The following is a 25853-nucleotide window of genomic DNA, read 5'->3' as shown; positions in this document are numbered from 1 at the left end:
AGTATTTTATTTTTCGGTTATTGTTGTTTTAAATCCTGAATCGGCAAGCAATATAAGTTCTTTTATATTTTCGGGAATGACTTTTTTGAAGTTTTTTTTCATCAAACGTTTTAGTAAGATGCCGAATGGCTTAAAATCGACAAATACTTCGATACGAAGGCGTGTTTTTTGCTCATTTTCAGATTCTAACACATAATAGATATTCAATTTTTTAGTGAAAGGAACTTCCATTGTAGACTCACCATATACCAATTGATCTTTGTTTGCTTTTTTTGTAACTGTTGTCGGATTAAGTACACTTTTATCAATTAAACATTTGTGTTTATCTCCAACACGATTGACACGATTTTTTTCATATTCTACTTTATCAATACCTTTTGACCACAACAAACGATAGTCAAAATTGCTAATGATTTCATAGAGTTCCAAAATTGGCATATTGATGCTTGCTTCTTCGCTGTACAAATTGTGTTTTGGCACATTATCAGGAATTGGCGAAATTTTTGGAAGTTCTGCTTTGTAGTGAGAAAGTGGTTCATATGCATATGTTATCTGACCAAAATCATAATTCGCTTGTAATTGATTTTCTAATTGTGAAACAGCTTCTTTGTCTACTTCTTCTGAAAATAGTGCATATTCAGAAATTGGCACTTCATTTTTAAGTAATCGATGTACTTTGATGACATTAGGTCCATATGGTTTGTTGGTATCTTTTACTGAAATAAATTCTATGTCACCATAGTGAATGACAAATTTTAATGAAAGATTGTATACGGATGAACATGCGCCACATTGACAAATTTTTTCATATTCATAGCGTTTTAAATACGTATGAAACGCTATATACATTCTTTTGACTTGCTCGCGAACTTGATTAATATCTACATCACCTATTCTATAAAAAAACAACGCATCACCTTCTATTTCAGCTAATTGCAAACCCACAATGTTATTATCTATCAATAGTTCTAAGAGTTCGGAAATGATATGACGACTGTGTTGAATTGCCGTATGTTGTACAAATTCGGTAAATCCAGAAATATCAGGAATGAAAAGAAGCGCTTTGTCCGCCATGTTGTTTTTTGTAGTTTATTATCGAGTTTGTGTAAAGATATTGAGTTTGTCGTAATTATTGATGATTCCTTGTTAATCACTTTTTAAAAGTTTAGGAACTAAGATATCTAATTCTTCATCTGCAATAATTCAGTTAACACAATAACGAATAATTCCTTTTTTTGTCTACAATGAAAATCGTTATTAATTGTATACTATTAACCATAGCTATTTTTCATTAATGGTTATTCGTATATTCTTCCATTTTCAAGTAACTCTCCAATAATAGACCAGTTTAATGAATTAAAATTTACTTCATTATTTTCCATGCATCTTGCTCCACATTCTAAATTCCCAAAAGGGTCAAAATTATACCAATAATTTCCAGTTTCTGATTCAATACCAAAATACCTGTATTTGTCTTCTAATTGTTTACCTTTCATTTTATGAAGTTCTGCTATTTGAAATTTTAAAACTTCTATTGTAAAATTATAAGGACTTAAATTCGAGAAGTTTGACTTGTCAATTGATTGATTGATTTCAGGATTGGTAAATTTTTTACTTATTCGATTTTCATCGGGCGCATTATCACATTTTAACCATTCGTTCTTAAATTCTAGAGGTTCAGAATTAAAAGCATCTTGAATCATTTTAACCACTAATTCATATGTTAAGTCTTTAGATTTATTTACTTCAACTATTTTAAAAAGTGCTAAAAGATATTCTTCCAAATCTCGATTTTCATAAGATTCAGGAAGTTTAACGATATGATTGTAAAACTCTTCTGCGTTCATTTTTTCTATAACGGTTAACATATATGGCAAGAATTCTTGCTATTTCTAGTACAATTAAATCAATTTTATTTCTATAAATTCAGTTATAGTTAAAACTACAATAAACGTATCAAAAGTCAAAGTTATCTATAGGGTTTTACTACTTTCTACTCTTCAGAAAAGAACACTTTTTCGACAAAAGTTGACTCGTGTTTTTTTAGAATACATCTTCGTAAAGGTTTTCATGAAAAATTATAAGGTTACAACTATAGTTTGTCACATGCTTTTCTAAGGCATTTTAAACTAACACCAAATACTTTGATAGTAAGCACCTTGCGTCTAAAAAGAAGAAGAATTAAAAAGAACTATACTTTTTTATCAAGTTGAAAAAATCATCTAGTTTAATTTATGATTCCGCAATTTTTTGTTATCTTGAAGTATCTATAATCTTCATTTTTTTATTATGAAAAAACATCTTTTTTTAGCTGTCCTTTTTAGTTTTTTCTCAAGTGTTTTATTTGCACAAAATACCAATGTTAAAGCAGGTGATATTTTTGTTATTGGAGAAGCTTACAATAATAATTATAAGCATATCAATTTCCCAAAAGCAAATTTGATTATCAAAAAAGGTGGTATTGCGAGTTATAAAAGAATTAAAGGCGCAAAAGTTACTGTAACTTCTGTAGAGAAGAAGAAAGATGGAAGCATGATTGCTACTATTACACTAACATCTAACCAAGCTTTTTTCAACAGTCATAAATATATTACTGTAAATATTGATGAAGCTATTGGTCAAAAAGAACTTTTATTAAACTAAGAAATCTTTCTAGAACGAACGTTTTATTCTTGGATACTCCTATATTTGCGACATGCTTTTCCAAGATATTTTAGGATTAACACATATTAAAAAACATCTTACATTAAGTGCTGATGCAGGACGAATTCCACACGCGCAGCTTTTTGTAGGTCCAGAAGGTTGTGGCACACTTCCAATGGCGGTTGCCTACGCACAATATGTGTTGTGTACTAATGTTGAAGGTGAAAATTCGGGTGGAAACGAAGCTTGTAATTTGAAATTCAGCAATATTTCACATCCCGATTTGCATTTTGCGTTTCCTGTAGCGGGAAATCATAAAGTGAAAAGTCATCCTGTTTCAAAACATTTTCTGGAAGAATGGCGACAGTTTATCAAAGAGCAACCATATGGAAATTTGTTTGATTGGTACAAGTTGCTCGGAATTGATAATAAACAAGGACAGATCGGTGTTGACGAAGCGTTAGATGTTGTAAAATCGCTTGCGCTGAAATCGTATGAAGGTGGTTATAAAGTGATGATTATTTGGATGGCTGAACGTATGAATACAGCTGCAGCCAATAAGTTATTAAAGCTAATTGAAGAACCGCCAAATAAGACTCTTTTTATTTTAATTGCTGAAGACGAAGAACAAATTATTAATACAATTCGTTCGCGTTGTCAAATTTTACATTTTCCTCCTTTAGGCGAACAAGCTATTAAGGAATCATTGATTGCTAATTTGAACGTTTCGGAAGCTGAAGCGACAAAAATTGCACATCAATCCAATGGAAATTATAACAAAGCCGTTGATTTGGTACATCAAGATTCGGAAGATTTGCTATTTGAAACTTGGTTTGTAGATTGGGTTCGATCTGCTTTTAAAGCAAAGGGAAATAAAACTGCCGTTCGTGATTTGATTTCTTGGAGTGAAGAAGTTGCCAAAACTGGCCGCGAAACTCAGAAGAAATTTTTAGGCTTTTGCCTAAATCTTTTTAGACAAGCCTTGTTACAAAATTATACCGCAACCGATTTGGTGTTTTTTGAACCGCATACTAAAGGGTTTTTCTTGGAGAAATTTGCTCCTTTTGTACATGGAAATAATATTTTAGATATTTCTAAGGAATTGCAAGACGCTATTTATCACATTGAACGAAACGGAAATTCTAAGATTGTTTTAACGGATTTATCCATTAAGCTTACGCGATTGTTGCATCGAAAAGATCAGGCGTTGTAGTTTTTTTATCTTTAAGTGAAGTCACACTATTTTATTCGTTCATCACTTTCTAGAATAGCATATTCAAAATTGTCTGACCAACCTGATTTTAAAGGCAATATTTGTCTTCCACGCCCTTCTCGTATCATTCCAGCTTTTTCCAATACTTTTATGGAGCCAATATTTTCTACAGCACATCCAGCTTGAATTCGGTGTAGTTTTAGCGTTTCAAATCCAAAATTTATAATCGCTTTTAAAGATTCTGTTGCGTAGCCTTTTTTCCAAAAATCGGAATGTATTTTATACCAAACTTCTCCTCGTTTGTATTTTTCACTTCCAAGTTTTAATCCAAATAAACCCATGAATTGTGTATCTGATTTGTTTTCAATGGCAAAAGTGTAATTTTTTATAACAGGTAGTTTATGTGCTTCAATCCAAGGTTCGATGATACTTTTGGTTTCTTCACTATTTTTTGGAATTCCAAGTGCATTAAATTCATCTGTTTCTGGCAAAGAATGTAATGCGTGAATCGAATGTAAATCCGATGCTTCAATTAATCTTAGTTTTATTCTTTCTGTAAGTATTTCGATACCAGTCATCTTTCAGTTGTGTATTAGGTAATTTTTTTAAATGTAGTTTGTAGTAAAGCGAGAATAATCTGCTGTAAAAGCAACATTGAGTTTTACTAAAAGTCAACTCTAAAAACTAAATTCGGCGTTAAGCCAAGTGATAAGTTATCTACCGTTTGTAAGCGGAATTGAATATCATTATCATCGTTTAAGAAAGGTCTGATTTCGTAATAACGCTCTAGTAAGTTTTTACGATTGTAGATATTGAGTATTGAAAGACCTACTTTTCCTTTCCATTTTTTCTTTTTGTCAAAATTAAAAGCGTACGTACCCGAAAAATCTAAACGATGATAGTCAGAGATGCGCGCTCTGTTCGTTTCTCCAATAAAGACGAATAAGTCTCCATTTGTTTGTGTTTCTGACGTTACAGGCGTGTATGGCTTTCCTGTACGGTAGTTCCAACCTAGTGAGAATTTAAAGTTGTTAATTGTGTATGCATGTGCCCAACGGAAGTAATGGCGAATGTCATAGTTTCCAGGAAATGTAAGTCCGTTATTTATTTGCGAAAATGTAAAGTTGTTATCTGTATATGAATAACCCATCCAGGTTTGATAGTTGTTAATTTTCTTTTGTACTAAGATATCAACTCCGTACACATTACTTTTTCCTTCTGAGTAGGTTTCAATAACACTTGTGCTTCCAAAACTTCTATTTAAGGAAGTTAGTCCTTTTATAATTTTGTAATAACCATCAACATCTACACGCCAACCATTTTTGTTGAATAGAAAACCTGTTGATATTTGTTGACTTTTTAATACTGGAAATTCATCACCATTGGCTATTGCCCAAACTTGATTTTCCAAGCCTAAGTTTGCTGTATTAAATTCTATGATTTGACTTACCGCTTGGTGTTTTAATTCCATTGAAAGTGTTGCACTAAAGCTTTTATTAAGCTTTTTTTCAATGTGTAAACGCGGTTCTAAAAATAGTTCTCTTGTTGTACTAAAATAGTTTGCACGTAATCCGGCATTAATAATTAAACTTTTTTGATCATTGTATTTATAGGAAGTGTATAATGCATGCGAATTATTGATACTTTCCTCAGCTACTAAATATCTATCAACACCATCTTCATCGGCACTAAACCCTGAAAAGCTATACGATACATCATTTGATGAAAATTGATATCCTGAATCGATTCCATTTTTTTCGTTGATTTCCCAGGAAGTGTCGTATGAAAATCCAATATCCCTGATGGTATTTCGTTTTTGATCTTCTTCTACTAATTGAATTACATCTCCTTGAAATTTTCCTAAATAATCAAAATCAAATTTTGAATGATAGATACTCAGTTCATGCGAAAATTTTTCATTCCATTGTCGTTTCCAATATCCACTTAAACCAGCATTTTTTATACTTAATTGATCGCGTGATGTTTCTTCAAAGAATTCAATTTTAGAACCAAAATCGAGTTCATTTTTCGTCATCAAATTACTGATATTTATTTCGTCTTTATCCGAAAGTTTTCCAATGAATTTTACTGTATAATCTGTAAAAAAGAACTTGTTTGTTGTTTCAGAGAATATATTTTCTGCGACTTCAGTACCTTTTGTAATTTTGGTATTTTGAAATACACGTTCAGAAAAGTTATCATAGGTAAATGTTTCCCAAGCATCTGTAAATGCTCTACGCACAGACATTGTAACGCCAAACTTTTTAGTAATAGGGACTTTTAAATATGCATCAGCATGTGTCATGTTGAATCCGAATCCACCCGAAAGTTTTTCAGGAACTTTGGTATCAGTTTGAATGTTAATTACACCCGAAATTCGATCACCATATCGTGTTTCCGTTCCACTTTTATGGACAAAAACTTCTTCTATTACATATGGATTGAATGCAGATATTAAACCAAAAAAGTGACCCGAATGATACATTTTTATTCCGTCCCAAAGAATTAGGTTTTGATCAGGTGTTCCACCACGAATGAATAAACCTGAAGCCGTTTCATTTGGACTTTGAACTCCTGGCAATAATTGAATACTTTGTAATACATCGGGTTCTGTAAGTCCTGGTAAAATTCCAAGCTTTGATGGCGAAATGGTTAGCGCACCATTTTTTTGTTTAGCGATTCCAGAAGTAAGATAGTTACTAATGAGTACTTCTTTTAGGCTAAATTTTTCCGCAGTTAATGGAACGTTTGCACAAGGTTTTCCTTGTAATTCTTTCGCAAGAATTTGTTTCGGCTTATAGCCTAAATATCTAATTTCAATCGTATCTGACGGAAATGCTAAGAAGAGTTCAAAGTATCCTTTTGCATTGGAAACTGTTCCTTTGGATTGTGTTTTGTTTACGACAGAAGCATCAATAATTGGCAATTGATTTTGGGCATCAACTAATACTCCACAGATTCGTATTTTTCCTTTTTGTGTTTGATTCCGAATAATGTAATACCGCTCATTTACTTTTTCAAAAACAATAAATGCTTGTTCTTGTAATCGTTGAAATACAGTATTTAAAGTAGCATCTTTTAGCGTAAATGTAATTCGTTTGTCTTTTGCCAATTCTGCACGATATGAAAATTTTATATCGTATGCTTTTTCAATGGTTGTTAAGACTTCTTGAAGTGGTTCATTTGTAAACGAGAGATCTACATTGTTTTGAGCAAACAATGTATGTGTGATGAGTAGTAAAACAACACTTATAATTCTTCTCATATACGTTTATGGTAAATCTCTAATAGGCGAAAGCTTTTTTGTTGTTAAAAAGTTGGGCTTATTTCGCCTTTTTAAGGATAACTGTATTTTCGTCCTTAAAAGTATATGAAATTTCCATAGGAACAAAGACTGTACGTAAAGCAAGTTTCAAATTTTTATGAGAAAAACTTCCTGTAAAGCGTTGTGCAGTGTCTATGTTATCGTATATGAATGTAATATTGTATTGATTTTGAATGGCGTCAATAACATGTTTTAAAGGGATTACGCGGAAATTGCTTTCTCCTTCTCTCCATGTTTCATCTTTGATATCGAAGCTCCAATTTGATGTTTCTCCATCTAATTTAGAAAATGCTTTTCCAACTGTTAAAATTGCAGTTTCATCGTTTGAAGTAGCAACTTTTACTTTTCCTTCCGTACATTTTACTTCAAATAAGTTCTTTGCAGTTCGGATATTAAATTGCGTTCCAAGAACTTCAACAGTTCCAGAATTTGTAGTTACTGTAAATTTTTCTCCTTTTTTTACTTTGAAATATGCTTCTCCAGTAAGTGAAAGTGTTCTATTGTCTTCCCAAGAGTTTTCATCAAATGTAATACTTGATTTTGCGTTTAGTATTGCTTCAGATCCATCTGGTAATGCAACTACTAGTTGATTTCCGTAACCAGTTTCAAACGTTTCTCCAGCTGTTGAGTATACATATGCAAAACCTACTACCAATACTAAAACTGCGGCAGCTGCATACATCCAAGAAGGAATTAATCTTCTTGTTTTTGTTTCTTTTTTATCGTGAATTTTTGACAATAGGCTTTCTTTATCAAATGAAGGTGCTTCTAATTGGTTAGTTCCTTCAATGATTTTAATGTAATCTTGATACTCCTCAGCCCTTTCAAAACGAGTTTTTTCCGCCGCTGAAATATCACCATTTAGCCATCTTGCTAAAAATGTATCGTCATATTTATCTTCCATCATTTCTACTTGATTCGGTAATAGAACAGTTTTCTCGGAGAAAACCCTACCATTTTTATATATTTCCTATTTCTTTTCTTAGCGTTATTAATGCTTTATGCATTCTTTTTTCCACAGCTTTCACAGAAAGTCCTATAATTTCTGCTATTTCTTTATATGTTTTTTTGTCAATTCTGTTGAGTAAAAAAACTTCTCTTTGTCCGTCGGGTAGTTTTGCAATAGTGCGTTGTAGCTTTTCTTGAAATTCTTTTTCTCTTAAGATAAATTCGGGCGTTTCATTAGAAACTTTGCCTGTATTTAACTGTTTGTATTTTAAAACTACTTTTTCATGCGCAACTTCATTTAAAAATGTATTGTTAGCTACCGTATACAAAAACGACTTGGCTTTGGTAAAAAATACTTTCGCACAATTTTTCCAAAGTTTTATGAACGCTTCTTGTACAATATCTTCTGCTTGTTGTTGACTTCCGCATTTGTAAAAAATAAAATTGCGAAGTGTTTCGGCATTGGTATTGAATATGGTTTCAAAGTTTTTTGATTCACAAACAGATTTTTCCTCTGTATCTGTAGCCATTAATTCTTAAAATTAGTTTTTCAATTTTTTCAAAATTACGCAATTTTATTTTTAGATAACTTTAACGTTATTAAACTACTAAAATTGCAGAAAAATATCATCTGAATTTTAAGCGTATATAAAAATGAATTGTAGTAATATTTTAAATTTCAAAAAAAATAAATTAAATCTTAAAAAAGTGAAAAACGCCAGCATGCTCAATAAAAAAGGGTAGTTAGCAAGTAATTCTTGATGATTTTAACATTTAAATTTCAAATTATTTAATTTTTTTTAAAATAATGGTAGGGTATTTTATAGGTAGCCTGTTTTAGTAGCAAGTTAAGTTAAAATCAAAATTTTATTATTTCTTACGAGATATAGAAAATTTTAAAACTAATGAAGTTCAATTAAGTCGGTTTTTTATTAGTTGAAAATAAGTGGCAGCAAAGCTATTGAGATCGAGGCTAAAGTCTTTGTTGCCCTTTTTTTTTACTTTTAAATACAATATAAAGGTTGGGAAAAGATTGCTATGAAAAATTAATAACAACTATCCGAATAGTTGTTTAAAAGAATTCGGGAAAAAGAAAATACATCTCAAACCTATTTACTAGTTTTTCTTCCCTCGGTAATATCTATTTATCGAGGTTTTTTTCGCTTTAGATTTTACTGAGATTTAAAATTTATCTTTTATTTTCTTCTTTCTCCCTAAATTGAAGATTCCAACTTTTAAGCCTATTCCAACAGAAAAGCCACTAATATTATCTTTACCATAATATGGAAGCCTAAAAGATTCGGCAAAACGATAACGTATGCCAGTTTCTAGTTGAAAATATCTTGAGATATTATATAGTACATTAATTCCTGGTTCGGCAACGAAAAATGAATCATAATCTTCGGTGTCATTTTCCAAAGGAGTTTCGTCAAAATCTCCGTTCTCTTTTTTTTCTAATATAAAAGCTCTTCCTCCACCTAAAAATACAGGAAACGAAACACTAACAAATTTATTACCGAATAAAATTGGTTCTAAATGTAATCCGGCATATCCTCCGAAAAGAAGAACTTTATCTCCCCTAAACTTTATAGTATTATTGGGTTGCTCACTGTAAAAAAGTGTTGCGCTAAAACCTACTTCGAGTTTTCTATTTGCAACATAAGCGACTTTCAAGTTTGTAAATCCACCCCATTCTTTAGAGATTTTCCCAAAGCCCTGTGTTACTCCTAAATAAAACCCATGTACTACATTTTTACGATCGTCAAATTCGAAGTAATCGTTGGTTTCATCAGTTTGAGCTGTGAGTGTATTGAAAATGAATAGTATGAATACTGCAGTTACTAACTTTTTCATTTTGTATGGTTGTTTCGTTTATTTCGTGTTTATAGTTCTTTTAAGATGATAACGCCTTTATAACCTGTACATGTTATTGTCCCTATGTTTTCTTCTCCATATGAAGCGCTAATGCGTCTTATTTTGTCTTTACGGTCTATGATTTCACTTTCTATGTTTTCCATTGTTTTTGGAATACGTAATACACCTTGTTCCAGTTTCGCCTTAAAATTAAATGTTGTTTCAGAGATATTGATGTATACTTCTGCTTCTTTTTGATTGATATTAAAATTAGGTGTATGTGTTAAGTGTTTTAGAATTCTTAGTTCTCCGTAATTGAGATCGAGTTTTACTTTTCCTCCTATTGTTTTGAAAACCGTTTTTGAGTATTTTAAGTTTCCAGATATGTTGTTCATTTTTACAATATCAATTTTGTCTTTGTTTGAATTGAGTTGTAAGTTTTGAATATTGTTTAAGGTCATTTCTGAACCATCAGAGTCAATTTTTAAATTTTGTGCATTGTGGATTTCTAAAGTTGCATCTTTTGAAATAATTGAAGATTCATGCAATTCTACAACATCTAATGTTCCGTATTTTATGGTAAGATCTGCATTTTTCAATTCGTCCGAAATTCGCAAATCGCCATGTTCAACAGATGTTTTTAGTGTTCCATTCCAATCAGATATTGTAATATCACCATATTTGTTGTGCGCTTCAACTATTGATTTTTTAGGTACGTATATGGTGTAATTTATAGTCGTTTTTTCATTTTTGAACGGATCAATTTTATTGATGTAACGTCCTAAAAATCCGCCTTCTTTTTTTTCAATTTTAGAAATGATTTTTACCTCATCATTCGTTGCAATGATATCTGTTTTTACTCTATCGAGCAGTTTTTGTGCTTTCTCTTCATTTTTTCCTTCTGCTTCTATATTGACAACTATTTCAACGGTGCTTTTATCCCATCCCGTAAGGAAAATATTGCCATACGAATTTTCTAAGTACAGTTTATTTTCATCGGTAAAAGCATAGGTTTCCCGAATTTCTTTGTTGAGTTTATGCTGTCCTAACACATGTTGATAAGACAGTAAGCATATTACTCCAAAAAGGATTTTTTTATAGAATGAGCTCGCCATCGTCTATTGTATTTTGAGTTGGATATGATCTTCGTAATAGATCTTCCATGAGTTGTATTTTTTTTCTATAGTTGTTTATGATTGCTTCTATTATGATTTGATTGTTGACTCCTTGCTTAAGTTCTTTTTTTAGGTTGAGATATTCTTGATCTAATTCGTCTATGTAGCTTAAAAATTCTTCTTGTGCTGATTTGGATAAGTTTGTACTGCTTTTTACCAATTGAATTTGGTTTTCTACCAACGATTTGTAGTGTGTATCAATTTGACGGAATTCTTCACTAACCATGTCATATTCTCCAGTTCCTTCATTTTGAGAAAAGTATACAAATAGACAGCCAAATAGTAATACAACAGCTGCAGCTACCCTAAACGAAGCTTTTTTCCATAATGGAATTACTTTTTTAGGTGTTTGAGGCAGTTCTTCACTAATTTTCCCCCATAGTTTTAGTTTGTCAACTTCGTCTATGGAATGATCATCGAATTCATTTCTGTGGGATTGTATGTAGTTTTTTAATTCGTCTTTCATGATCAATTGATTAATTGGATTAACTTCTTTTTAGCTCTGTGATATTGAGATTTTGAAGTGGATACACTAATTTCTAAAATGTCTCCTATTTCCTTATGGTCATAACCTTCTATGAGGTATAAATTGATGATTGTTTGATATCCATTTGGCAATTGCTGAATGGCTTTTTTAATTTTATGTACGTCTAAGTTTTCTGTTTTTATTTCTTCTACTTTTTCAGGAATCCAATATTCTTGCTCTTCAATGGCAACTAATGGAATTCGCTTTACTTTTAAATAATTGATACTTTTATTGATAACAATTCGCTTTAACCATGAACCAAATGTGCTTTCGTATTTGAACGAATCAAGGTTTTTAAATGCATCTATAAAACTATCCTGAACCACATCTTCCGCATCTTCTTTTATTTTTACTATCCGAATACTTACATTAAACATAGCATCTACGTATAGTGAATACAGTTTGTACTGCATTTTACTGTCGCCCAGCTTGCTTTTTTCTACAAGTTCTTTATGTGTAAGTAGTATAGCGTTATTCACTATGTTATAAAATATGGTATGCGGTTATGATTTGCTTCTTCATTTAAAGACAACTGAATTTTACAAAGGTTGCATATTTTGACAAAAATATTTTTTAAACCGTAAAAAGCATCGTTTTTAACACACAAGTTTGTTTTTACATAACGATAACTAAATCTTCTTTAGTATACATTGTTACAACTTTCAAAAAATACTTTTTTTAAGATCTTACATGTTGATTTTTAAATAATTAGGTAGTTTACCCATTTTAAAAATCAAGTAATTATACGCTGAAAATTCTTCAATTATCGTAAGATATTTGTAATGTAATCAGAAAAATAGATTAATTAAAAGTAGCTACTTTCTGTATTTTTATTACAAAGGTGGATTCTGAAAAACCTTAAAAGAGTAGGAACTAATTTAAATAAAAATTAACCATGTCAATCCCTTCAGGAGCTTACTCTCCATACACATGTAAAATTTCAGCAGAAGCCAAAGAAGCTTTTGTACAAGCAACAAAAGGGCTCGTTGGTGTACGTTATTTACCAGTAGCCGTTTCAACACAGATCGTTGCAGGAGTAAACTACAAGTTTTTCTGTAACACACAAGCCGCTACAGTTATGCCATTATATGGCGCGGCTATTGTAAGCATTTATGCACCTCTTAAAGGAGATGCTCATATTACACATATTCAAAATCTTTAAACTTATTAATCATGCAAGGAATACCAGTAAAAGTTAGAAATGTAAACGTATATGCATATTTTAACCCAATAGAACCATTAGAAGAACTAGTAATTGAAGGCGCTACAGGAACTTATACTGTAGGAACTCTAACCACAAACATCTTTTATAATTTAGACCTAAACGATGATGGAAAACGCGTTAATCCATTAAATGTACACGGTAGATACTATGCTACTTTTGAAACTGAAGACAGTAATAAAGTAACAACAACTGTATGGATGTTTTGTTTAGATAATTCTGATACGCCAAGATTTGGTCGTACTATAAATATATTACACTCAAATGACGCGGATGCAGCAGCTACACCTGCCGTTGTAGATGAATCAGATTATATTAGACTTGCTCCATTACACGATATTACTGTTAGTCAATTATTTCCACCACCAGCTATTGGTCAACGAACATTAATAGAAAACGGAACAGGATATATTATTGGAACTAGGATTGGAACTCCACATCTTATGGGTGTTGAAGTAGACAATGGTGATCTAGTAGGAAAATTTGCTCCAGGAATGAAGCGAATCATGATTACTGGAAGAACCGATAATGGCGAATTAATTACAAGAAATGGTTTAACTGTAATTTCTAATGGCAAACCAGCTATATTTTTAAGAACGTTTCCATCATAAAACTTTTTAAAATTTAACTTCACAAAAAACAACCTCTGAGCAATTGTATTTACTTAGAGGTTGTTTATGTTGTGTAATTCTTTATTTTTTTATACTAAAAAAGCGCAATTTTAAAAAAATTACGCTTTTACATAGAATGTTACTTCTATGAAAATAAACTAATTAAAATGTTATTTTTATTGAAATGTATAATCGATTTGATCAAATTCTGTTACTCTAAAATATCCAAACGCATAGTTTTCTTCGTTTGTAGTATTCACACAGTTTCCTTTAATTTCTGCTGGCGTTGCCGCAAATGGATCACCACCAGAGTCGTACTGTTCTACCAATAACGTTATGTAATTGTAATAGCGTTGTGAGATTCCATATAACTTAATGTTTATAGTATCACCTGGATTATATTCTGCTTCTGGATCTTCATCATCTTTGTCTTTTTCAAAGAATTCATCTAATAAATTTCCATTAGTAAATTCATCCGATTCAGCTTCAAATTCAGCAAATAAATCAGTGTCTTCTTTGTTTCGCAGCATATAATAATTTTCCTCATTTGGTGGATCTTGAAAAAAGATCGTTACATCTAATACTTCATCATCAAATCCGCCTTCTAGTGATTGTGTCGGATTCATAATTGGTGATACAGGTATCAATTTTTCTGTTGCTGTATAGGTTTCGCCATTATGTATAACTTCCAACGTGTACGAATCATTTGCAACTGGCACAAAATTGTTAATCGTATAATTTCCATCGTTCTGATCTGTAAAGTTATAAACTGCATTTGAGTCCGTATTTGTAACTTTTACTGACGCACCAATAACACTTGTGTTCAGTGTAGTATTAAAGTATGGTGTTGATGTACTTAACTTAATCGTTTGATTGTTTCCTGTAGTTCCTTTTTCCCAATCTAAAGAAGCTTCAATTACCAAACGTGGTGCTGCTTCTGGAACATCTACATCTATTTTGTCATCACATGAAATAAACGTGATAAATACGGCTAAAAGAACAGCTAGCATTCTATTTTTTGTCATGATCTTAAAATTTAAAATTATATGTTATTGATGGAATAAAACTTCCAAAGATGGAAAGTCTTCGCGCTTCATTTACACCTGTATCAAAGTCTTGCGTAAATGAAACTGAAGCTGCGTTTTTTCTCGCGTAAGCGTTATACACTCCAAAAACCCATTCGCTTTGCCAACGTCTATTTTTGTTTTTACTTGGTGTAAATGTTGCTGATAAATCTAGTCTGTGATACGCTGGCAAACGGTTTGCATTACGTGAATCAAAGCTTGCAATAGACAATCCTTCGTATTCATATTGTCCGTTTGGATATGTTACAGGACGACCAGTTTGATAGACAAAGTTTGCACTAAATTTCCATTTTTCATTAAAGTCATAACTTCCCGTAACCGAAATATCGTGTGTTCTATCGTATGGTGTATTGTACCAATTTCCTTTGTTAATTCCAGGTCCGCCAGCATTTCCTCCAAGCGCTCTTTGCTCAGATTTTGAAAGTGTATACGCAAACCAACCTTTGAATTTTCCTTTGTTTTTTCTGAATAATATTTCTAAACCATATGCTCTTGCTTCTCCGTTTAGAATTTCAGTTTCAATATTGTTCGTTCCGATCAAGTCAGATCCGTCAATATAATCGATTCTATTATCTACCGTTTTATAATACGTTTCTAATTCTAACGAGTATTTTTTGTCATTGAAATTTCGGTAATAACCAACTGCATATTGATTGGATTTTTGTGGTTCAATATAACGTCCACTTGGCGCCCAAACATCTACTGGTGTTACTGAAACCGTATTAGAAAGTAAGTGTACATATTGCACAGAACGTGTGTAACTTGCTTTTACAGATGAATTGTCATTGAGTTGATACGATAAACCTAGTCTTGGTTCAAAGTTTGCAAATGTTTTGATGCTTTCGCTTTTCTTATAATCTGTAGTTCCAGTTTCTTCGCCTTCTTCATAAATTCCAATCTCATCATTATATACAACAGGCAAATCGTTTGCGTAGTTTGATAACGATTGTCCGCCTAAACGACTAAATGTGCTGAAACGCAAACCGTATTGCGCGGTTAGTTTATCTGTCAACTCATGTTCGGCACTAATATATGCAGCCGCTTCAAAAGCTCTTTTTTGATCCAATTTTCTGAAGTTAATTGATGAAGTTGGATCTGTAGGTTTTACTTCTCCTGGATTAAAATCATATGTAATTCCACTTACACCAAAATCAAGCTTCAATTTGTCATTTGCGTAATAGCGTAAATCATACTTTAAGTTGAAATTTTCAATATCTGCAACCCAATCCAGTTTGATAAAGTCAAGTACAATTTGATAATCATATTTGCTATAAATTAACGATAAGTTTGAAAAGAGTTTTTCATTAAATACATGATTCCAACGTAAGTTTCCTGTTGTATTTCCATACCTGTTTTTGATGAACTTTGAAATATCAAAGATGTCTCTTCCAAAATATCCAGAAAGATACACACGGTTGTTTTCGTTGATTTCGTAGTTTGCTTTTAAGTTTAAATCATAAAACGAAATTTTATCATCTTTTATTTCTTCTATTAATGGCATAAATAAATGCGCATATGAGGTTCTTCCGGCTACTAAAAATGATCCTTTTTTGTTAAACATTGGACCTTCAACCGCTAAACGACTTGATATTAAACCAACACCACCGTTAACTTCTAAATTTTTACTATTTCCGTCTTTCTGACGAACGTCTAATACGGAAGAAATTCGTCCACCAAATTTTGCAGGAATATCTCCTTTATATAGTTTGATATCTTTTATCGCATCAGCATTAAACACAGAGAAAAAACCAAAAAAGTGTGACGTATTGTAAATAATTGCTTCGTCTAACAATACTAAATTTTGGTCTGCAGCTCCACCACGAACATTAAATCCGGCAGTTCCTTCTCCTGAATTTGTAACACCTGGCAACATTTGAATTGATTTGATAACATCAACTTCTCCTAATACTACTGGCATTTGTTTTATAGTTGCAGCGTTTAGCTTGGCAACACTCATTTGCGGTTTTCGAATGCTAACACGTTCGGATTCTTCCGCTTCAATAACGACTGTGTCTAAAGACGTTGACGCTTCTTTAATTTCAAAATTTACCGTTTGGTCAACTGTAAGATTGATTTCTTTGGAAATATTTTCATACCCAATAAACGAAATTACTAAGGTATACGTTCCTTTTGGCGCTGTTAACGAAAAGAAACCATATTCGTTGGTAACTGCTCCATTGCTAGTTCCTTTGAGATATACGGTAGCGCCAAATAAGGTTTCTCCATTTTTTTTGTCTTTTATCGTTCCGCTTACGCTAAATTTTTCTTGCGCAAAGAGAAATGTGCTCATTAAAAGACAAATCCAGATAACACTGTTTTTCATTGTTTGATAGATTTTCTGATTGATATTATACAGCTATTGACAACTGGTAAAATGAAAGGTTGCACGTTTAACAATATTTTAAGATGCAAAAATAAACTTCTCATATCGTAGCGTATCGTTTTTCAATCTTTTTTAACAAAGTATTATAAAACCAAGTTTACAGATCATCGAATCAAATAAACCATTCCTAAAATTGCTCTATATAATTGATTGTCTGCACTTCATCTTTGTTTTCATAATTACGTAATGATACAACCTCGCAAGGCGGAAACCGAAAAGCCTTTTTATAAAAGAGTAGGCAATTAGAAACAAATATTATGATAAAAAAAATTACACCATATTTAACAATTTTATTCTTGCTTTTGCTAACAAGCTCTTGTTCTTGTTTGCGCTGGAATGGAGAACAACCGAAAGGCTTAATTAGTCCAAAAAAAGGAAATACATTAGAAATGAATTATATAAAAAATCAATACAGGTTTATTAATAATTCCGTTGCAAATGATTCTATTATTTATGGAGAGGAAACAATTTTTGCGCGTAAGGCAAAACCAGAGCCATTTCGTATAGATAAGAAAAAAAGACAAATTAATATTGATCTTGATCTTGATACTCGCGAGGCTTGGTTTTCGATGAATGACTTAGTTGGTTATTTGACAATGGCGCAAAAACATGCGGATACTATGGGATATAAAAATCTTGGAATTCGTGTTTACTGTGGTTCTTACATAAAAGAGGGAAAACCAAAGACAACTGTGTTTTTAGTTGCTACATATCGAAATACTAATAACGATACTATTCATAAGACCTTATTACTAAATTCTGGTTCTCAACAACCTATTGACCCAGACGACCCAGAATTTCAAAAAAACATGAAAGGTATAGATTATCTTAATATGGGAAGTTCAAGAAAACCTCCAATAACCTTAAGTATAGATGATTAACAATAGTAAAAACACGTTTTCCTGCCAAAATAATAAAAAGTTAATTAACATTTAAAAAAATTCCGCTTGTGTACGCAGGCGGAACATAAAAACATAATTATGAGACATAATACTACACATATAACAGTTTTATTCTTACTTTTAACATTAAATGCTTATGCACGTGTCACAGTACCAGATAATGTATTGTACACTAATGATGCGCAAACACTTGAAGAGAATTATATTAAACATCAATGTAATGTTAGGGGATTCGATGTAGATATATCTCCTAAAGGAAGTTTAAAGAGTTTTGACAACGCAGAAGATAATATTTACACAACTATATTTTTGACTCCAACATTAAATAAAAGTAATTCAAACAATGCGGGAGATTATGAAAACATGTATGAAATAGCACCTTTTAATCATGGAAGTTCAAGAAAACCTCCAAAGCCACATATTCCAAGTGATCCATGTCCGCTTATCAATATAAATGAACACAAACACTAATCTAACTATTATACTAAATTTTATGCTAATTAATCTTTTTTTAGTTTTTCAAATTGGTGCTTTAGTTGCAGCAATTTGGTTTTGGGATCTTTATAAAAATACAACGCAACGATACTTTTTATGGTTTTTAATCTATGTGGTTTGTCATGAGATTTCGGGACTATGCTATCATTTTTTTTTCAAAGGTTATAATGATATTTTACATAATATTTTTATACTCATTTCTTTTCTATTTTATTTTTGGTGGTTTGATAAAATTTTACATAAACGAAAATGGTTTGTTCCGATTTTATTAGCTGTTTTTATGATGACTTTTTTGTATGATCTTTTTGATAAATGGCCATTTGATTATTTGTACCTAAACCCAATGATTGTAGGTGCTTTTTGTCTCTTAATTTTAACCATTAGTTATTTTGTAGAACTACTCAATACAGATTCTATCACAACCTTTGCACGTTCGCAAAAATTCTGGATTGTTACTGGGTTATTTTTATTCTATATCGGCTTACTTCCCGTATTGATTTTTCATATTTATTTAGATTATGGCGGTAATTTTTACAACATTGTCATCATCATATTGAATGCCGTTTTATACGGTTCCATCTTTAAAAGCTTTCTATGTCTAAAGAAGAAGAAATAGATAAGGTGTTTTCAGAAGAAATTTTCTTCTTGCTATCAGGTGCAGCGTTGTTAATTGCCGTAGGCGTCGTGATTTTATTTTACGTTTTTATTACACGTAAGAATAAATTGTTGACCGAAAAAACCATGTCTATTAATACGTATGAAAGAAAGATGGTAGAGCTAGAATTGAACGCATTACGATCGCAAATGAATCCACATTTTGTGCATAATTCACTCAACGCGATTCAGTATTATATTCAGTTGAATGACATTGATCAATCGGAAAATTATTTAACGCGTTTTTCAAAATTAGTACGTCAATTCTTTGATTATTCGCGCAAGCAATTGATCACTATTGAAGAAGAAATAGATTTAATTTCCAACTATTTATCACTTGAAAAATTACGCTTTGAAGACAAGCTTTCCTATGAAATTATTTGTGATGAAACTGTAGACAGAGAAGCTTCTATTCCATCCATGGTATTGCAACCGATTGTAGAAAATGCAGTAAATCATGGAATTTTTCACAAAAAAACGCCTGGAAACATAACTGTTACATTTTCACAACTTTCATATGATACATTTTCAGTGGTTGTTAAAGATGATGGAATCGGAATTAATCAAACAAAAAAGTTATCAAAAAATACATTTCAAGCACATGCATCTCATTCTTCTCAAGTATTAGATGAACGTCTAAAACTGTTAGAACAAGTTGATAATTGGCATGTAGAATATAGTATAAAAGATCGTTCTGAAATTGGCAACGAACAAGGAACGATTGTAACCCTAATTTTTAAACTACCAAACTAGTATGATTGTAACTGCTATTCTTATTGACGATGAACATAAATCATTAGCGATTTTAAAAAATAAACTCCAACGTTTGTGTCCAAATATAAATGTGATTGGAGAAACACAAGATCCTGAAGAAGCCATTGAATTAATTACAAACTTAAAACCACAATTGGTGTTTTTGGATATTGCGATGCCTGGCATGAATGGCTTTGAAGTATTACAAAAAATTCCAAATCCGAAGTTTGAAATTATTTTTGTAACCGCTTTTGATAAGTACGGCATTGAAGCTATTAAACATTGTGCTATTGGTTACATCGTAAAACCGATTGATAGTCAAGATTTGATTCAGGCAGTTTCCGTAGCTACACAGAATATTACTGACAAAACAGCTTTGCAGAAAAACACGCAGTTGATTGAAAATTTAGGCATTCAATCATTTCAAAAAAAGAAAGTCGTCATTCCATCACAAGATGGTTTAGAGTTTGTGAAAATTGAAGATATTATTCATTGCCAAGGAACTGACGGTTATACAAAAATTCACTTTCAAAACGACAAACCCATTATGAGTTCGTATAGTATTGGTCACTTTTTTAAGCTATTAAAGCATAAAGATTTTTACTTGATTCACAAATCGCACTTAATCAATATCAATTATATTTTAAAGTATTTAAATGAAGGTTATGTCGTATTAAAAGACAATTATAAGTTGCCTGTTTCACGAAATAAACGCACCGAGTTTTTGAATATGATTCGGAGTGATTAACGTGATAATTTGAAAGTGCGTCATGCTGAACTTGATTCAGCATCTCATCACGATTCTTACTTTTATGTGAAACTGAATCAAGTTCATTAGTGTCATTCCTGTAAAGACAGGAATCCACGAATATGTATGCGAGTGGATTCCGCAACATGTGCGGAATGATATTACGGTATAAAAAAAGACCTTCAATTTCTTGAAAGTCTTTTTTAGTTTGAGTCTTGTATATATTTTAGAATTACTTCTTTTCTGCAGCGTACTTTTCGTTTAGCTTTTCTAACAACGTTTTAGTAATATCACTTTCTTCTTTTCCGTAATAAACAGTTCCAACATATTCGTTTTTTCCAAATATGTAATCGTACCCATTTGTCTTTCCGTATTCGGCAACGTAGTCTTTAATTTTGTTTAATAAAGAATCATTTAATGCCTGACTTTCTTGCTTTATAGCATTTTCAGAAATTTGATATTGTTGTTGCAATATTCCTTGCTTTTGTTGCAATTGTCCCATTAAAGCATCTTGTTTTGCTTTTGACATTTTTGCAGCTTTTATTTGCGCGTCTTGTACTTCTAATTGAAAAGCTCTTCCAATACTATCATTCTTTTTTTGAAAGTTTTCAATTTTCACTTTCATTTTTTCTTCCAAATCTTTTTTCTCTTGGTATTCATTTACCAATTCTGAATTGTCAACAAAAGCAATTTTTGCAGATTCTTGACAAGAATAAAATCCTAATGCAACAATTGCTAAAACGATTAATTTTTTCATGTGTATGAATTTTAAGTTGTTTTCTATTTTATTTTATGATTTTGAAAATTGATACATCGACATCAATCCGTATGTTTCAAATTTTCGATGTCGCAAAAATAGAAATAAAGTTTACATAACAAATTGTGAAGTTTGATTGATTTTTAAGGAAAATCATCATTATAAGAATAATTTATACTAATTTTTATTACAATAGCTGAAATCGATTAAAAGTGAACGATTTATTGTTGTTTTTTAAACGATTTCTAAAAAGAGACAACACAATTTACTAATAGCAGTATAAAACACGCTTAAAACAGCTGAAAATGTGTTTTTAGTCGTTTTTAATGACGTAAATGAGTGAAGAATACTCTGAAGTTGTGATTGCTTTAAAGTTTGAGACAAATCCTCTGTAAAATCCTTTTATCGGATTCATTTTTCCAGTTTTGTGTTTTTCGGAAAGTAAACTTACATAATAAGCATCAAATTTCATTGGTAAGATTTTTACTACTTTTAAATTTTCTTTTTGAAAAAGTCCTTTTATTGATTTTTGTGAGAAATGCCAAAGGTGTCTTGGAACATCATATGCTGCCCAAAGTTGTTTGTAATGATTTGCATCATGACTTTTGAAATTTGGAACTGCAATAAAAATAGTCCCGTTTGGTTTGATGATTCTTTTTAAGCTTGCAATTTGTTCCTCCAAATTAGGAACATGTTCCAACACATGCCACATGGTAATAGCATCAAAACTATGATCGTCAATTTGTGCTAACCAACTATTATCTTGAATTTCAATTCCTGTTTTGTCACTTGAAATTTTTCGAGCTTGCGCATCTGGTTCTACTCCGGCAACATTCCATTTGTATTCTTGTGCCATTTTTAAAAAGTCACCAGTTCCACAACCAATATCTAATACACATTGTGAATCACTTTTTGTATACTGACTCACAATTGCCATTTTTTTAGACAACATATATGAACGAACCCAATGGTATATTTTTTCAAATAAATTTCTTTTCGTATCCGTATGCGAAATGTAATCTTCACTTTGATAGTACGAAGGTAATTTGTCCAAACTTGGTTGTGGTTCGGTTTTATACATTTCTAAAACTTCATCAAATACCAGTTGAAATTCTTCACCAGAAACTGAATGATCTGTTATGGTTAGGTTGTTCATATTTTTATATACTTCTATTTTTCATTTAATTGTTCCACGTGGAACAATTAATTACTTCCTATGATAAAATTTAATTCTTCCGACGAACCTATGCGTTGATATTGATTCATCAAACTAAATAAATAATCTTCTACAATAGTTCTATGAATAGATTCTTCTTTTAGTGAATCGGCTTCAATATCACTTTCTACATAAACTGCAACATAATAATGTTCTGTTGTTTCTGTTCGAATATTTTCATCATAGTCTGTTTTGAGTTTTTGATTAAATATTCTATTTATTAACGGCGACATTAAATCTATACTTACATCATTACTTGATACTGTATAAAATGTCATTAGAAAATTAGTTCCCTTTATATTTACAGGAAGATTTTGTAAAAAACTATTCTCCTCTGCTTCTAATTTAAATTCTATGAAAGCTGTCAGATCATTATCATATAAATGATTATAAAAAATAAAATGATTCGATTTACTTAATGATCTTTTTAATTTCCTTCCTTTTACAATTTTGTATCCACTAGCATCAATTTCTGGTGCATTTTTGATAGGAATACAATTTGTAAACGATACTAACAAAATAAAAACAATCACAATTCTAAAATATTTCATAGTATAATTTTTGTGGAGTAACCACAACAATTGAACCATGTTTTAAAAATTAAAACTCATATCAAACTGATCTATGTAATTGTCAAAATTCATGCTTCTAAAAAACGCATGTATATTTTCATTTCGTGTATCAACATTTATAATATTATAACTTCCTGTTTCTAATTCAGAAAATAAAACTTCCCCAAAGCTATTCCAATCATTTTCTTTTACGCCTAAACGGTGAATTCTTTTTGATATTTTATGAAAAATTAAATATGCTACGATTTCATTTCCGTCAAAAACTGAAATTGAAACTAGATTATTTTTATACTTTTCTAAACAATGAACTTGATTTTCTATTGATGGAAAATAGTTTTCCAACTCATTAAAATCAGCAAAATTAAATTCATGGTTCACTTCTACTTTCAACGCAGATTGAATTACTTTTTGTTGCCAATCAAACTTATATAAATGATATTGTCGATCTATATTAAAACCAACTTTTTGGTATGCTAAAATGGCGCGCTCATTTTCAGTAATACATTCCAACGTGCTTTTATGAATTCCGTTTTCTTTTAATGTTACAATTGCTTTTTCATATAACTTCGTCAACAAACCTTTTCTACAATGTGTCGGAATAATGCCAGTAGAAGCGTTGTAAGCAACTTTCGTTTCTCCATAGAAATTGATTGCATGGATAATGAATCCAACAAGTTTATCATTATCAAAAGCGCCAAAGGATAAACGGTAATCTACACCTGAAGCTGCCCAACGTTCATTAACGTAATCCATTGTAAAATTGATGGGAACGATGTAATCAGAAAACGCCAGATTCAAGACCTTTACGATCTCTTCAACTGGCGTATGTTCTAATGATTTTATTTCCATGATTGAAAATGTTCCACGTGGAACACTACAAGTTTTATCTATTTAAATAGACTAACATTACACTTATATCACTTGGAGAAACTCCACTAATTCGTGATGCTTGTGATAAGTTTACAGGACGAATTTTTGACAACTTCTGACGAGCTTCTAAAGATAAATTTGTTAATCCATCATACTCAAAGTCAGCTGGAATTTTAACTCGCTCTAGGTTGTTTAATTTGTCTGCATTACTTTTTTCTTTATTAATATAACCTGCATATTTAATCTGAACTTCTGTCTGTTCAAGTACATCTTTTTCTAGTTTATTATCTTCAATAAACTGTGAAACTGAAGCAACTTGTTTCATATCATCCATACTAATATTTGGTCGTGCAAAGATCTTAAACATCTTATCTTGCTGCTTTACTTTTGCAGAATTTTTAGCTTCCAATACAGGATTTATTTCAGCAGGTTTTACACTTGTATCTTTAAAGAATTTGATAAAAGCATCTGAAGAAGTCTTCTTATGCTCCATCGCTTTTAATCGTTCTACACTAGCCAAACCAAGTTTATGTCCAACTGGCGTTAATCTAAAATCGGCATTATCTTGACGTAATAACGTTCTGTATTCTGCACGAGATGTGAACATTCTGTATGGCTCTTCCGTTCCTTTTGTGATAAGATCATCTACTAAAACACCTATGTAAGCTTCGTTTCTTTTTAGGATGAATTCTTCTCTTTCCTGCACTTGTAATGCAGCATTTATTCCAGCCATTAATCCTTGAGAAGCTGCTTCTTCATATCCAGTTGTTCCATTAATTTGTCCGGCAAAAAACAGTCCATCCACAATTTTTGTTTCTAGCGTATGCTTTAATTGTGTTGGTGGAAAGTAATCATATTCGATTGCATAACCAGGTCTGAAGAACTTTACATTTTCAAATCCTACAACAGAACGCAATGCTTTAAATTGTACATCTTCTGGCAAAGAAGTTGAAAACCCATTTACATATACCTCAACAGTATTCCAACCTTCTGGCTCTACAAATAATTGATGACGATCTTTATCTGCAAAACGATTTATTTTATCTTCTATGGAAGGGCAATATCTTGGTCCAATAGATTGAATTCTTCCGTTGAACATTGGCGATCTATCAAATCCTTCCTTTAGCAAATCATGTACAAGTGGAGACGTATATGTCATATGACAAGCACGCTGATTTTCTAATGGTTTTGTACTTTTTAAGTATGAGAATTTATCTGGTTGTTCATCTCCAGGTTGAATAATCATTTTAGAATAATCTAACGAACGACCATCAACTCGTGGTGGCGTTCCTGTTTTCATTCTTCCAGATTCAAAACCTAATGCAACTAGTTCTTCTGTAATTCCGGTTGCGGCTCTTTCTCCAGCTCTTCCTCCACCGAAGTTTTTGTCACCAATATGAATCAATCCGTTTAGGAATGTTCCATTGGTTAGTACAACTGTTTTCGATCTTATTTCTAATCCCAAAGATGTTTTTACACCTTTAATTTTTCCGCCTTCTATAATTAAACCACGAACCATTTCTTGATAGAAATCGAGGTTCATCGTTTGCTCTAATTTTAAACGCCATTCTTCTGCAAATCGCATACGATCACTTTGTGCTCTTGGCGACCACATTGCAGGACCTTTTGATTTGTTAAGCATTTTAAATTGAATTGCAGAGTTGTCTGTAACAATTCCACTATATCCACCAAGTGCATCAATTTCACGCACTATTTGTCCTTTTGCTATTCCGCCCATAGCAGGATTACAAGACATTTGTGCAATGTTCTGTAAGTTCATCGTAACAAGCAATGTTTTGCTTCCCATATTGGCAGCGGCAGCGGCAGCTTCTGAACCTGCATGACCTGCACCAACAACTATTACATCATATTCCGTATTAAACATAATCTTAACGATTGAA

Annotated in this window: 26 protein-coding genes; 9 read left to right on the top strand and 17 right to left on the bottom strand. The window is 31.6% G+C overall.

The genetic code is table 11. The annotated features are described in order from the left end of the window. Positions 1 to 6: 6 nt before the first annotated feature. Together ACUUYC_RS07605 and ACUUYC_RS07600 are read right to left on the bottom strand one after the other, a co-directional pair. Positions 7 to 1074, bottom strand: coding sequence for a DUF2652 domain-containing protein (locus ACUUYC_RS07605; protein ID WP_474265057.1), 1068 nt, complete (start codon positions 1072 to 1074; stop codon positions 7 to 9). Positions 1075 to 1298: 224 nt separating this feature from the next. Next, positions 1299 to 1868 (bottom strand): hypothetical protein, encoded by a 570-nt coding sequence (locus ACUUYC_RS07600; protein WP_474265056.1) that lies wholly within the window; start codon positions 1866 to 1868, stop codon positions 1299 to 1301. 421 nt (positions 1869 to 2289) lie between these two features. Here ACUUYC_RS07600 and ACUUYC_RS07595 point away from each other — a divergent pair, with 421 nt between their 5' ends. Then, positions 2290 to 2643 (top strand): dihydroorotase, encoded by a 354-nt coding sequence (locus tag ACUUYC_RS07595; protein WP_474265055.1) that lies wholly within the window; start codon positions 2290 to 2292, stop codon positions 2641 to 2643. Positions 2644 to 2695: 52 nt separating this feature from the next. After that, positions 2696 to 3856, top strand: a complete 1161-nt coding sequence (locus ACUUYC_RS07590; protein WP_474265054.1) for a DNA polymerase III subunit — start codon at positions 2696 to 2698, stop codon at positions 3854 to 3856. 26 nt (positions 3857 to 3882) lie between these two features. Here ACUUYC_RS07590 and ACUUYC_RS07585 read toward each other — a convergent pair whose 3' ends face one another. From ACUUYC_RS07585 to ACUUYC_RS07550, 8 genes are all read right to left on the bottom strand, one after another. Then, a complete protein-coding gene (locus ACUUYC_RS07585) occupies positions 3883 to 4434 on the bottom strand; it encodes a GNAT family N-acetyltransferase (RefSeq protein WP_474265053.1) in 552 nt (183 codons plus the stop codon). 86 nt (positions 4435 to 4520) lie between these two features. Beyond that, positions 4521 to 7121: a carboxypeptidase-like regulatory domain-containing protein gene (locus ACUUYC_RS07580; protein ID WP_474265052.1), complete on the bottom strand. Its 2601-nt coding sequence runs from the start codon at positions 7119 to 7121 to the stop codon at positions 4521 to 4523. A 58-nt stretch (positions 7122 to 7179) separates the two neighbouring features. Continuing rightward, a complete protein-coding gene (locus tag ACUUYC_RS07575; protein WP_474265051.1) occupies positions 7180 to 8088 on the bottom strand; it encodes a FecR family protein in 909 nt (302 codons plus the stop codon). 52 nt (positions 8089 to 8140) lie between these two features. After that, positions 8141 to 8659, bottom strand: coding sequence for an RNA polymerase sigma factor (locus ACUUYC_RS07570; RefSeq protein WP_474265050.1), 519 nt, complete (start codon positions 8657 to 8659; stop codon positions 8141 to 8143). Between the two features lie 652 nt (positions 8660 to 9311). Continuing rightward, positions 9312 to 9983, bottom strand: coding sequence for a hypothetical protein (locus tag ACUUYC_RS07565; RefSeq protein WP_474265049.1), 672 nt, complete (start codon positions 9981 to 9983; stop codon positions 9312 to 9314). Positions 9984 to 10012: 29 nt separating this feature from the next. Continuing rightward, positions 10013 to 11098, bottom strand: coding sequence for a hypothetical protein (locus ACUUYC_RS07560; RefSeq protein ID WP_474265047.1), 1086 nt, complete (start codon positions 11096 to 11098; stop codon positions 10013 to 10015). Beyond that, positions 11079 to 11624, bottom strand: a complete 546-nt coding sequence (locus ACUUYC_RS07555; RefSeq protein ID WP_474265046.1) for a hypothetical protein — start codon at positions 11622 to 11624, stop codon at positions 11079 to 11081. Before ACUUYC_RS07555 ends, ACUUYC_RS07560 begins: the two co-directional genes overlap by 20 nt. A 2-nt stretch (positions 11625 to 11626) precedes the next feature. Then, a complete protein-coding gene (locus tag ACUUYC_RS07550; RefSeq protein ID WP_474265044.1) occupies positions 11627 to 12163 on the bottom strand; it encodes an RNA polymerase sigma factor in 537 nt (178 codons plus the stop codon). Positions 12164 to 12579: 416 nt separating this feature from the next. Between ACUUYC_RS07550 and ACUUYC_RS07545 the strand changes: the two genes are divergently transcribed. After that, positions 12580 to 12846 carry a hypothetical protein gene (locus ACUUYC_RS07545; protein WP_474265043.1) on the top strand — a complete coding sequence of 89 codons (267 nt, stop codon included), beginning with the start codon at positions 12580 to 12582 and terminating at the stop codon, positions 12844 to 12846. Between the two features lie 11 nt (positions 12847 to 12857). Next, positions 12858 to 13517, top strand: a complete 660-nt coding sequence (locus tag ACUUYC_RS07540) for a hypothetical protein (RefSeq protein ID WP_474265042.1) — start codon at positions 12858 to 12860, stop codon at positions 13515 to 13517. A gap of 176 nt (positions 13518 to 13693) precedes the next feature. Here ACUUYC_RS07540 and ACUUYC_RS07535 read toward each other — a convergent pair whose 3' ends face one another. Further along, positions 13694 to 14542 (bottom strand): DUF4249 domain-containing protein, encoded by an 849-nt coding sequence (locus ACUUYC_RS07535; protein WP_474265041.1) that lies wholly within the window; start codon positions 14540 to 14542, stop codon positions 13694 to 13696. 4 nt (positions 14543 to 14546) lie between these two features. Further along, positions 14547 to 16925 carry a TonB-dependent receptor gene (locus ACUUYC_RS07530; RefSeq protein ID WP_474265039.1) on the bottom strand — a complete coding sequence of 793 codons (2379 nt, stop codon included), beginning with the start codon at positions 16923 to 16925 and terminating at the stop codon, positions 14547 to 14549. Positions 16926 to 17242: 317 nt separating this feature from the next. On the opposite strand from ACUUYC_RS07530, the gene ACUUYC_RS07525 reads away from it, so the two are divergent. The 5 genes from ACUUYC_RS07525 to ACUUYC_RS07505 all read left to right on the top strand — a co-directional run bounded on the left by ACUUYC_RS07525 (position 17243) and on the right by ACUUYC_RS07505 (position 20537). Continuing rightward, a complete protein-coding gene (locus tag ACUUYC_RS07525; RefSeq protein ID WP_474265038.1) occupies positions 17243 to 17866 on the top strand; it encodes a hypothetical protein in 624 nt (207 codons plus the stop codon). A 99-nt stretch (positions 17867 to 17965) separates the two neighbouring features. After that, entirely contained in the window at positions 17966 to 18358 is a 393-nt protein-coding gene (locus tag ACUUYC_RS07520) for a hypothetical protein (RefSeq protein WP_474265037.1), read from the top strand. A 22-nt stretch (positions 18359 to 18380) separates the two neighbouring features. After that, positions 18381 to 18998, top strand: coding sequence for a hypothetical protein (locus ACUUYC_RS07515; protein ID WP_474265035.1), 618 nt, complete (start codon positions 18381 to 18383; stop codon positions 18996 to 18998). Beyond that, the gene (locus ACUUYC_RS07510) at positions 18977 to 19789 is read left to right on the top strand and encodes a sensor histidine kinase (protein ID WP_474265034.1); all 813 of its coding nucleotides are present in this window, start codon (positions 18977 to 18979) and stop codon (positions 19787 to 19789) included. Before ACUUYC_RS07515 ends, ACUUYC_RS07510 begins: the two co-directional genes overlap by 22 nt. A 1-nt stretch (position 19790) precedes the next feature. Then, positions 19791 to 20537 carry a LytR/AlgR family response regulator transcription factor gene (locus ACUUYC_RS07505; RefSeq protein WP_474265033.1) on the top strand — a complete coding sequence of 249 codons (747 nt, stop codon included), beginning with the start codon at positions 19791 to 19793 and terminating at the stop codon, positions 20535 to 20537. 232 nt (positions 20538 to 20769) lie between these two features. On the opposite strand, the gene ACUUYC_RS07500 is transcribed toward ACUUYC_RS07505, so the two are convergent. The 5 genes from ACUUYC_RS07500 to mnmG all read right to left on the bottom strand — a co-directional run bounded on the left by ACUUYC_RS07500 (position 20770) and on the right by mnmG (position 25837). After that, positions 20770 to 21294: an OmpH/Skp family outer membrane protein gene (locus ACUUYC_RS07500; RefSeq protein WP_474265031.1), complete on the bottom strand. Its 525-nt coding sequence runs from the start codon at positions 21292 to 21294 to the stop codon at positions 20770 to 20772. A gap of 313 nt (positions 21295 to 21607) precedes the next feature. Next, on the bottom strand, positions 21608 to 22450 hold the full coding sequence (locus ACUUYC_RS07495; RefSeq protein ID WP_474265030.1) for a class I SAM-dependent methyltransferase: 843 nt from the start codon (positions 22448 to 22450) through the stop codon (positions 21608 to 21610). 47 nt (positions 22451 to 22497) lie between these two features. Continuing rightward, positions 22498 to 23061, bottom strand: a complete 564-nt coding sequence (locus ACUUYC_RS07490) for a hypothetical protein (protein WP_474265029.1) — start codon at positions 23059 to 23061, stop codon at positions 22498 to 22500. 42 nt (positions 23062 to 23103) lie between these two features. Beyond that, complete coding sequence (locus tag ACUUYC_RS07485) at positions 23104 to 23931, bottom strand: GNAT family N-acetyltransferase (RefSeq protein ID WP_474265028.1); 828 nt, start codon at positions 23929 to 23931, stop codon at positions 23104 to 23106. Positions 23932 to 23965: 34 nt separating this feature from the next. Next, positions 23966 to 25837, bottom strand: coding sequence for a tRNA uridine-5-carboxymethylaminomethyl(34) synthesis enzyme MnmG (gene mnmG / locus ACUUYC_RS07480; protein WP_474265027.1), 1872 nt, complete (start codon positions 25835 to 25837; stop codon positions 23966 to 23968). Positions 25838 to 25853: the final 16 nt, after the last annotated feature.

The sequence above is a fragment of the Kordia sp. E genome (assembly GCF_056033805.1).
This window is presented reverse-complemented; position numbering and strand designations above follow the sequence as displayed.